Origin of the sequence: Serratia sp. CY38905 (assembly GCF_052168875.1) — a bacterium.
Lineage (GTDB): Bacteria > Pseudomonadota > Gammaproteobacteria > Enterobacterales > Enterobacteriaceae > Serratia > Serratia sarumanii.
Genome location: NZ_JBJNLV010000033.1, coordinates 1 through 8,238 on the forward strand (window position 1 = coordinate 1; position 8,238 = coordinate 8,238).

The window sequence follows — 8,238 nt, forward strand, 5'->3', positions numbered from 1 at the left end:
TTCATCATCCAGCCAGAAAGTTATGGAGCCACGGTTGATGAGGGCTTTATTGTAGGTGGGCCAGTTGGTGATTTTGAACTTTTGCTTTGCCACGGAACGGTCTGCGTTGTCGGGAAGATGCGTGATCTGATCCTTCAACTCAGCAAAAGTTCGATTTATTCAACAAATCCTATTTTCCTTAATCGCCCGAACAAATTTATCCCCTTCATCCGGACTCATTTCATAGTAAACACGCTTAATCTGGCTGACATCAGATCGGGCTAGAATCAGCCCTGAAGAACCCGAACCAGCCTCTCCGACGACAACACCGTTTTTCCGTATGATCACCCTGCGGACAGGAGTCCGACGGAAAACCACAGCGATCCCGGTAAACACCACCGCCATCAGCAGCCAGAGCCAGAGAATATTATGCGTATAGCTCTGGTCGATATATGCTGCATACCCTGCCGCATCCGTACTGACGGTGGTGCAGTCTTCCTGTAAAACCGGAGGCAGTGGAGCGTTCACCGCATCACCATTAAGTTCTTTCGGCCCCGTGCAGTCCTGAATGACATATCCCTACTGCTGCACAGACTCTACGGTTTTCACCAGCGTCTGGCCGAACGTGTACGGTCCCGTCAGGAACACCAGAACAACCAGTAACATCATCATGGCCAGCGGATACACCACCGCACACTTAACCAGCCAGTGAGCCCAGCGCAGTGCTGACAGAACAGCAGTAATGAGAGACTTAGCCATTATTTTCCCCCTGCGGCGCTGCGCCCGGAGAGAACTCACGCGGATCAAGTTTGCCCAGCTTCTTCAGCATCTCGTCAGTATTGAATCCATTCATACCGCCGCCTGACTGATGATGTGCATCAGCCTGCGGTGCCGGCTCCGCCTCCTGATTCTGAGCCTGCTGTTGCCCGTTCTTTTCCGCTTCCTGTTCTTCAATCGTTTTCAGCTGGAATCCATCCTGGAACACGACGGTCACTTCGTTGCCGGCACCAATCGGAATGATCGGGTGATACTGCTCGGCCCTTTTGATGTAGTACTCGCTCAGCGTCTGCGCAGCTTTAGATGCACCACCGCCGACCCCCATTTTCAGAACCTCACCGGCGCCAACAGTTGCGGTTGCCCCCAGGCCAACAGCCGGCTGTGAAGCCCGTTCCATGCCCTGACCAATCCCGTCAACAAAACCGGCCCCCCATGCCCAGCCGAGGATTTTTCCGTTACGCATCACCACCTCTCCCTTAACCCCGTTTTTCCCCATAAAGGAAACGTGGCCGTTAATGGGCTGATCGATGGTTTTATCACCTTTGATACAGCTGATATTGCGGGTACGGACAATGGCGCGTTCGCTGGAGACATCTCCCCAGGCCTCAAGGCCCACAAAACACCCTGTCAGGTCGTAGGTTTTGCTGTTTGGCATTTCCACGCGACCGGTGATACGCAACTGCATCGGTACAGTTGATTCATTCCCGGTAACAGACGCGTTGGCATCTGCCCCCTCGATAAGCATACTTTTTGCAAAGCTCCCCGACGGAATGTACGGCAATGACTTCGTTTTTTTTCCTTTGTCGTAACTGAACGTTTTACGCTGTATCTGGTTTGGTACCGGTACAGACTGGTAGCTGACCTGCGGCGGCGGTGTCATACCATTCCCCGGATAGAATGCCGTCGGAGGCGGTACCGCGGCGCCGGTTTGCGGCGGATAACTGGCTGGCTGCGGCTCCCCTTCCGGACCGGGTGGCGGTGACGGAGGAGTCGGCGCGGGCTCGCCACCAGAGACAGCCGGTTTCACGCCCAGCGCCTTCAGCTGATTCTGCATGGCTTCATTGTCACTGCTGAGCTTGTCGATACGTATCTGGTCAGCGGTTCGCGCCTTACTCAGTAGGTCCACTTCCCCCTGCAGGGAGTCAAAACGCTTGTTGAGATCAGCGGCAGTCGCCTGCATTTCTGTTGTCGCGTGCTGCTCCACCTTACTGTTGAAGCTGCTGTCGACCACCCCGGTCATATCCGGTGCGGGTTCGCCCTGAGCCGGGGCTTCCTCATCAGAGCTCATGTTCAGATCTGACAGATACAGCCCGCCTCCGACGGCTGCCGCGCCGCCCGCCAGAATGAGTCCCAGCCAGATATATTGCTTACGTTTGATCAGCGTGTTGAAGTTGGCCATCAGCGCTTCACTCCTTCATCTGACGTCGTGACCCAGATCTGCATGCGACCACCGGCAGTCAGCAGGCCCGCCGGGGTACTGAACATGACGGCACGTGTTCCGGGCTGCCAGAAATCGCTTTCACGCACCATACGGGCCGACAGGGAGACATTGTCCAGACTGTAACGGACAACTTTCAGGTGATGACCGACCCAGACCCGATCGGCAGTGGCGCGCAGACCAGCCGGCACCTGCAGTACTTCAGAAGTGACGGGGACAGACTGATACTCACCGGGTACGCTGCCCTGACGCACGGCGCGATTCAGCGAAACCAGTAACGATTCATAGGGGTTCGACTCTTCCCAGGCTTTTGCCGGACCGGGGGTACCCGCCAGCTCGCTGACCAGCTGAATTGTCCGGCCTGAGCCCGCACGGGGCACGGCACGAATGGAGAAGTTCAGCCCGCGTTCGGTTTCCACAATGAAGGTGAATGGTTTTTTACTGACGGTCGCCAGAATGGCGCCGCCGCTGTCGGTCTGCTCCTGATTTGTCAGGCCGCCGTCCAGGCTGTTTATCGCCGTGATGCGATCGCCAGGTACTGTGAACAGATTCGGATCGGTGTTACTCACGGCAATATTTGCCTGACCGCCATTGGTCAGGGGAACCACTGTCGGCTCCAGCGTACCGCTGAGGGTCGCGGACATCGCAGGGGCGACCAACAGCAGACAGCCTGAAATAAATAACGGGTTAATTTTTTTCATTATTTATTTCTCCAAAACGCGCCAGCCAGCTGACACCATCGACACGACTGAACTGAATGACATAACTTTTAATTTCACTGTAGGGTTTGGAATCCCCAATCCACGTTTTCAGCTCACCCCGGATATCCACGCGGTTCTCTGCCGGCCAGGCACGCATCGACGTCATATAAAAGGTGGAATTAACGTTATTGTCTTTAATGCGTTTCGCATCTTCAGCCAGATGGACCTTGAGGCTGTTCTGCGAGGCAGGTAATACATACCGGAGTAGCTGCTGATGCTGGGCATCAACCGTTTCCGGCGTGACATTCAGACGCAGGGCAACAAAGGACAGGCCCAGCTGCTCAATATAAGAGGCGTCAGCCTGGTTCTGAGACACCGCAAAGGGTGCACGGAATAACATCGGTGTCACCGCCACTTTCTGTTCCGTCTGCAGACGGTAATTATTTATGCCTTGGATAATATTGGTTGCAAGACTGAGGGTCAGGAGTGTCCCCAGACTGATAAATCCCACAGCGATAACGCGGGTGGTATTTTGTCTGGCACCATGTTCCATATGTTATTTCCCCGTTGATTTATTTAATCCACTGCCGGAAACAGGAGTCCGGAACATCATGAAAGAAACCTTTAAGAAGGGAGGTTGGCAGATACCAGTAAATCAGGTCGCGTAGCCAGGAACTGCCCCGCCCTTTTTTCAGTTTCTTGATACCCCAGAAAACCAGTACCGCTGAAGCTATGCCAAAAATGAACTTGCTGGTCCAGAAACCCCAGCCGAGACAAATCACGGCCGGGATAAGTTCATCGAGATATAAGCCAAACCAGCGGGACTGGTTAGTCAGTGTTTCCGGGAAACGGTATCGCTTTAATTCGTCTCCCGTCATCACGTGCTTCCTGTCAGTAACCGGCGACCGACATACCGATGGTTATAAAGGTGGAAATAATCGCGAAGCCAAACAGGAACTTCACGTTTTTGGTCATCATGTACATGATGCCACCGGCGACGACTTCTGCCAGAACCACCCATTTGACTACGCTGGATTGCTTACCAAACGTGCCTTTAACGGTCGCATCCCCGGACTTCATCAGGTCGGTTGCCGTGGTGGTGGCCATCGCAGCATCCGGGAAGAACGCCGCCACAGCAGCAACCGGCAGCGCAACTTTAGCGACTTTCAGGGCTTTCTTTTTATTGAAAACGCGGGACATAAAAGACGGTTTGGTTTTTTCAGAGACAGCAGAGCCCTGAACACTTAATACAGCATTCATATTTATTTCCTTTAAAAAGAATGGTTGATATATAAAACAGATTTTTGACTATGATGTTAAATCACTCTTCCTTTTCACCTCCTGGTACGGCTAGTTCCGAGTTATAAAAGTCCGGAAAACGTTCTAGATGATCTTTCAGTCTCAAATAAGCTTCAGCTGTTTTACTTCTTCTGCTTCTGTCTTTTGCTTTGATGAGTCGACGATTAGTTTCTTCATCTAATTTTAAAAGCACATTTTTTCCAGGCGCAGGTCGTGCGTTGCTCCTAATCGCTCTTTCCAATCGACCTCCAAAGTAAGATTACCAACCTTTAATAAATCTTACATTGGAGGATTTAAAAGTAAACAAACTAAGGAGAAATCTTGAGTAAATTATTTTCACAAATCAAAAGTACCGACGGTACTATTGATTTAACAAAAAATTAACACCATCGTTTAATATCGAAACCACATTCGATATAAACTTTCCATAACTTAGAGTATAGATCGATGACATTATGATATAGTCACGATTATCAAAGCTCAGTTCCTTTTTTATTTTACTAACTGTATTTTTTGAGGTTTGCACCCCAACACCTGTAATCTTCGAAATAGATGCATGAGAAAACCCAACCGCATACAGATTAAAGATAGCCCAGTCAGACTTTGCTGAACGCTGAATTCTTTCGATATATCTTTGCATCTTTATAGAAAAGTCATTGTATTCCATTGAAGGATGAGGCATCGGTTCATCTTCATTTATAAAAACCCATTTACTGTATGTATCTTCATTAATCGAGAACGTTTCAATAAAAACAGTCCAAAGTGAACCTGCCAACCAAATATTTTTAACAAGTACAGCAGAACCTTCTGAAAACGATTTCAGTTCTGACTGCATCAGTTCCAGTTTGATCTCCAGGGAGAGATCCAGAAACCAGCTTCCAGGTGCTCTGGGTGTATCAAATGCTCCAGTTCCACCAGATGTTAAGAAAATTTTGTCAAAGGTTGGGCTGGTGTGAATTACTTCGCCCCGGGAATCACGAATAAAAGCAGGGCAAGATGAAATATTAAGCATCTCGCGCATAGAATGAATGGAATCTGTTTGACTGCGCACAGCAATATGACTACGATCCTTCGCACACATAGGCGCCTCCTGGAAAGGACACTATGGATAGTTGACGTTCGGGGGGACTAGCCCCGGACGTCAACGCTTCAACAAATTTTATTACAACCCTGTAAGTATTCTATATTCCTTATTCTTCCATGTCACTTTTTAAAGCTAGATCATTATTCTTTTTTTACTACTGAATTAATTACAAACCACCATAAACACACACCAGTTCTTACTCTTCTTCCTGCTCGGGGAAGAAGTGAGAAATAACATCTTTTGCATCTTCTCGAATGTTACTCACCATGCTGCGGAACTCGAATCGTTCATCACCTGTAACATGAGGGCTTAGAGAGCCAATAGCCAAAAGTTTGGATACGGTAAACTGAGTCTTCATGACATTCTCAAGCAAAATCTTATTAAACTCAGTTTGGTTAAACCCTGAATCTTTTCTTTCCATTTGAGCCTCATAAACCCTAAGCCCTAATTCAAGGAGCATCGAAGCGACACTTGAAAAACTGACATCCTTTTCCTTTGCCCCTTCAGCCCTTCGCTTTTCCACTATTGCATTAATTTTCTCTGCAACTTCATCACTAGCATAAGCTTGTACCCTGGCCATATCGGTTCCTTTATTAAAAACAGCATCAAGCAAGTTATTATGGCGAGAAGATAACGCGAGTTTACCTTCTTTACAACTCTAAACTTAAGTCTAGAGTCTAAGAAAGTTGCATTACGAGTCACATGGCGACTTAAGTCTAGAGTTAAGTCGCTTTAAATATATGATTATAAAAGAGTGAGTCATAAACGAGTCGCTATAGACTTACCGACGACTTACTACTGACTCGCCGGCAACTCACATATATATAAAGAAAAATAACATAATGTAATATAACTACAGTTAAGCCACTGAAGCTAAAGTGAAATCTGCAAAATTTTAATTTTGCGTAGTGTGTGGTCATTTTGTGGTGAGGAGTGCATATATGTTGAGTCTCGGTCTTGGATGGGTTAAGGTTATTCCGGGATTTGGCACGGAGGGGAATTCATGAAGGGAGCAGCGTTTGGTATCATCCTGTCTTTAATACCATTGTCATCAATGGCAGCAGACTGCTTTGATATGGCTGGCAGGGATTACAAAATTGATCCGGATCTCCTGCGTGCTATATCATGGCAAGAATCACGATTTAAAATTGATGCGATTGGTCGTAATCCTGTTACGGGTTATGGATCAGGCTTGATGCAAATTGACTCGCAGCATTTCAACGAACTGTCGCGATATGGAATAAAACCGGATCATCTTCTTAGCGATGCTTGTCTTAACATCTACACCGGAGCCTATTATCTGGCTCAGGCGTTTAAAAAGTGGGGCGTTTCGTGGGATGCAGTCGGGGCATACAATGCAGGCTTCAAAAAGACCCCGCGCCAGGCAGCAAGACGTTACGAGTATGCGAAGAAGATCCATTACTACTACACGGCTATCAAAGCAAGCAAACGAACTTCTTCTAAAGATCAGAAAATCGCCATGAACTAAAAAGCCTTCTGATATAAGAAGGCTTGAATTTCTTAAAAATCTACGGCATCTATACCTGGATAATAATCGGCATCACTATCAAAATGAAAAAGCAGATACCCGCCCTCCCGGTGCATTAGTATGAGATTTTTGCGTAAAAATTTTGACACCCCACCTCTTTTTAGCGCCAGAAGATGGCGTTTGAAATCATACATCCTTATAACACAACCATAAGGTGTATCATGTATCCACTCTAAGTAACTATCGCAAGTTAGATAATTGGTTGTTGATGAAAGCACCTGAAGAACTCTGATATCACCTTCTTCCATATGTGAAATACTGATACAGACAGCTTTAAATTCAAACATAAGTATTCCCACCATCAAAACGCCGGACAGCTGCCCGGCGCTTATAATTAGCCTTTAAGAGTGCGGAATTTCTCCGCAATTAACCACAATGCCTTATTGAGTTTGACATCACCATCAATTGCTTTTACTGGCCGGGTTGTTGTTCTTTTCCCTTTTTCAGTTCGGCCAGGCAAACCGCCTTTAATCAGATTTTCCTGGACCCTTTGATATGTAGTCCAGATGTCATCTTTTTTATCTTCATAACGGCGCGGATGAATTATCTGTTCAATACTGACCGGAGATTTATTTTCATCTTCATATCGGTAGGTTAATGCAGCTTGTCCAAACAGACGCTGTTCTTCCTTGGTTAAGGTAATAGACTTCATGACATCAACGCCTTCAGTTATTTTATCGAAAATTCCCAAAACTTCGTAAGCACCTTCGATAACCCTTCCCACAATATCACCTTTATGAGGTACACGAATCTCACCAAACGACGTACCGCACACAAGGCCATTTGTGCATACAAAACGGAACATACCCGGGATCATTTGATAACTGGACGATCCATCATGCGAGTTAAGAAGAATGATTTCGGGTACTTCTGTTCCTTTATTGGCCCCTTCACGGCGAAGTCTTACCATATGCTTAGTATGCCCCCGTTTATCCTCATCCCTTACTCGTGACTGACAGGCAAAAAATGGCTGGAAACCTTCTTCACGTAATTTATCCAGCAGTGTAATGGTTGGAATATAGGTATAGCGATCACTACGTGAATTATGCTTTTCTTCTGAAAACACAGAAGGTACAACCTTGACCAATTCATCGTTAGTCAGTGGGCGTTCCTGACGAATGGAATGAGTAAGTCCAAATCGGGATGCTAAACGCATATTATTCTCCTTCACCTGTTTAATTTTTTAACCATCACCCGTTGAGTTGCCGGGGCCGCGGTTTTGACTTTGTGCGGGGACCTGCTGAACCTGCCCCTGGATATAACCTTCACCCGTTTGAGAGCCGTTCGCCGCAAGGGCGTAAACGAGCACGGCCCGGTGCAGATGTCCGGGGGTGAGCGGGAAATTTTTTTCGGTCTAATGAAGCGCAGCGGAATGGCCGGGAAAAATTTATTGCGAAAGGCTCTGCCGTCC

Annotated in this window: 12 protein-coding genes and 2 pseudogenes; 2 read left to right on the forward strand and 12 right to left on the reverse strand. The window is 47.5% G+C overall.

What is annotated here, in order from left to right:
* The 10 genes and pseudogenes from ACJ8MK_RS25620 to traM form a co-directional block, all read right to left on the reverse strand.
* Positions 1-93 (reverse strand): annotated as a pseudogene (locus ACJ8MK_RS25620) (IS5/IS1182 family transposase); the annotation flags it as partial.
* Between the two features lie 66 nt (positions 94-159).
* Positions 160-738: pseudogene (gene traP / locus ACJ8MK_RS25625) on the reverse strand (conjugal transfer pilus-stabilizing protein TraP).
* On the reverse strand, positions 731-2,155 hold the full coding sequence (traB, locus tag ACJ8MK_RS25630) for an F-type conjugal transfer pilus assembly protein TraB (protein WP_020325105.1): 1,425 nt from the start codon (positions 2,153-2,155) through the stop codon (positions 731-733). The pseudogene traP and the gene traB overlap by 8 nt, the downstream one beginning before the upstream one ends.
* On the reverse strand, positions 2,155-2,895 hold the full coding sequence (gene traK, locus ACJ8MK_RS25635) for a type-F conjugative transfer system secretin TraK (protein WP_014386193.1): 741 nt from the start codon (positions 2,893-2,895) through the stop codon (positions 2,155-2,157). Before traK ends, traB begins: the two co-directional genes overlap by 1 nt.
* A complete protein-coding gene (gene traE / locus ACJ8MK_RS25640; protein ID WP_016831035.1) occupies positions 2,882-3,448 on the reverse strand; it encodes a type IV conjugative transfer system protein TraE in 567 nt (188 codons plus the stop codon). The genes traK and traE overlap by 14 nt, the downstream gene beginning before the upstream one ends.
* Positions 3,449-3,467: 19 nt before the next feature.
* A complete protein-coding gene (traL, locus tag ACJ8MK_RS25645) occupies positions 3,468-3,773 on the reverse strand; it encodes a type IV conjugative transfer system protein TraL (RefSeq protein ID WP_004144424.1) in 306 nt (101 codons plus the stop codon).
* 13 nt (positions 3,774-3,786) lie between these two features.
* On the reverse strand, positions 3,787-4,155 hold the full coding sequence (gene traA, locus ACJ8MK_RS25650; RefSeq protein ID WP_004194426.1) for a type IV conjugative transfer system pilin TraA: 369 nt from the start codon (positions 4,153-4,155) through the stop codon (positions 3,787-3,789).
* A 61-nt stretch (positions 4,156-4,216) separates the two neighbouring features.
* On the reverse strand, positions 4,217-4,387 hold the full coding sequence (locus ACJ8MK_RS25655) for a TraY domain-containing protein (RefSeq protein ID WP_004144426.1): 171 nt from the start codon (positions 4,385-4,387) through the stop codon (positions 4,217-4,219).
* A gap of 168 nt (positions 4,388-4,555) precedes the next feature.
* Positions 4,556-5,275, reverse strand: a complete 720-nt coding sequence (locus ACJ8MK_RS25660; RefSeq protein ID WP_016831034.1) for a conjugal transfer protein TrbJ — start codon at positions 5,273-5,275, stop codon at positions 4,556-4,558.
* 199 nt (positions 5,276-5,474) lie between these two features.
* Entirely contained in the window at positions 5,475-5,891 is a 417-nt protein-coding gene (traM, locus tag ACJ8MK_RS25665) for a conjugal transfer relaxosome DNA-binding protein TraM (RefSeq protein WP_072145360.1), read from the reverse strand.
* Positions 5,892-6,281: 390 nt separating this feature from the next.
* Between traM and ACJ8MK_RS25670 the strand changes: the two genes are divergently transcribed.
* Entirely contained in the window at positions 6,282-6,767 is a 486-nt protein-coding gene (locus ACJ8MK_RS25670) for a transglycosylase SLT domain-containing protein (protein ID WP_004178063.1), read from the forward strand.
* 32 nt (positions 6,768-6,799) lie between these two features.
* Here the strand turns inward: ACJ8MK_RS25670 and ACJ8MK_RS25675 are convergent, their stop codons facing one another.
* Together ACJ8MK_RS25675 and ACJ8MK_RS25680 are read right to left on the reverse strand one after the other, a co-directional pair.
* Positions 6,800-7,129 (reverse strand): DUF5983 family protein, encoded by a 330-nt coding sequence (locus ACJ8MK_RS25675; RefSeq protein WP_011977736.1) that lies wholly within the window; start codon positions 7,127-7,129, stop codon positions 6,800-6,802.
* A 32-nt stretch (positions 7,130-7,161) separates the two neighbouring features.
* Positions 7,162-7,983 (reverse strand): DUF932 domain-containing protein, encoded by an 822-nt coding sequence (locus ACJ8MK_RS25680; protein WP_004182076.1) that lies wholly within the window; start codon positions 7,981-7,983, stop codon positions 7,162-7,164.
* Between the two features lie 63 nt (positions 7,984-8,046).
* On the opposite strand from ACJ8MK_RS25680, the gene ACJ8MK_RS25685 reads away from it, so the two are divergent.
* The coding region (locus ACJ8MK_RS25685; protein WP_442518120.1) for a hypothetical protein at positions 8,047-8,238 on the forward strand (192 nt) is incomplete at its 3' end.